This window comes from uncultured Roseibium sp., from assembly GCF_947496995.1.
GTDB lineage: Bacteria > Pseudomonadota > Alphaproteobacteria > Rhizobiales > Stappiaceae > Roseibium.
Genome location: NZ_CANMFD010000015.1, coordinates 1 through 1,106, shown reverse-complemented (window position 1 = coordinate 1,106; position 1,106 = coordinate 1). Strand labels below are relative to the sequence as shown.

Here is a 1,106-nt window from a genome sequence, read left to right as displayed (position 1 = left end):
CTGGCTGAAACCGGCGGTGCGACAGCAAAAGCTTATGACGAGATCGACGGCGCGCCTGAAGAAAAGGCCCGCGGCATCACCATCTCCACGGCCCACGTCGAGTATGAGACGGAAAACCGTCACTACGCTCACGTCGATTGCCCGGGTCACGCCGATTATGTGAAGAACATGATCACCGGCGCGGCGCAGATGGACGGCGGCATTCTGGTGGTTTCGGCCGCAGACGGCCCGATGCCGCAGACCCGCGAGCACATCCTGCTTGCCCGTCAGGTCGGTGTTCCGGCGCTTGTCGTGTTCATGAACAAGGTTGACCAGGTCGACGACGAAGAGCTCATCGAGCTTGTCGAAATGGAAATCCGTGAGCTTCTGTCCTCCTACGAGTTCCCGGGCGACGACATTCCGATCGTCAAGGGCTCCGCGCTGGCAGCCGTTGAAAACCGCGACCCGGCCATCGGCCGTGATGCGATCCGCGAGCTGATGGCTCAGGTCGATGCGTATATCCCGACGCCCGAGCGTCCGAAGGACATGCCGTTCCTGATGCCGATCGAAGACGTGTTCTCGATCTCCGGCCGTGGCACGGTTGTCACTGGTCGTGTCGAGCGCGGCATCGTGAAGGTTGGCGAAGAAGTCGAGATCGTCGGCATCAAGGACACCACCAAGACGACGGTTACCGGCGTTGAAATGTTCCGCAAGCTGCTGGACAGCGGCGAAGCAGGCGACAACATCGGTGCGCTGATCCGCGGTGTTGCCCGTGAGGACGTCGAGCGCGGCCAGGTTCTTTGCAAGCCGGGTAGTGTTACCCCGCACACGAAGTTCAAGGCCGAGGCCTACATCCTGACGAAGGAAGAAGGCGGTCGTCATACACCGTTCTTCACCAACTACCGTCCTCAGTTCTACTTCCGTACGACGGACGTGACGGGTGTTGTGTCCCTGCCGGAAGGCACGGAAATGGTCATGCCGGGCGACAACGTCTCCGTTGACGTGGAGCTGATCGTGCCGATCGCCATGGAAGAAGGCCTGCGCTTCGCTATCCGCGAAGGTGGCCGTACCGTCGGCGCCGGCGTCGTTGCATCCATCATCGCTTAAGATGAAACCGACTGCCGGGC

At 61.1% G+C, this 1,106-nt stretch carries 1 protein-coding gene; it reads left to right on the top strand.

Going from position 1 to position 1,106, the window contains the following annotated elements; translation table 11 throughout:
- Positions 1 to 1,086: elongation factor Tu (gene tuf / locus Q1B40_RS24670; protein ID WP_299821256.1), on the top strand; the 1,086-nt coding region annotated here is incomplete at its 5' end.
- Positions 1,087 to 1,106: the final 20 nt, after the last annotated feature.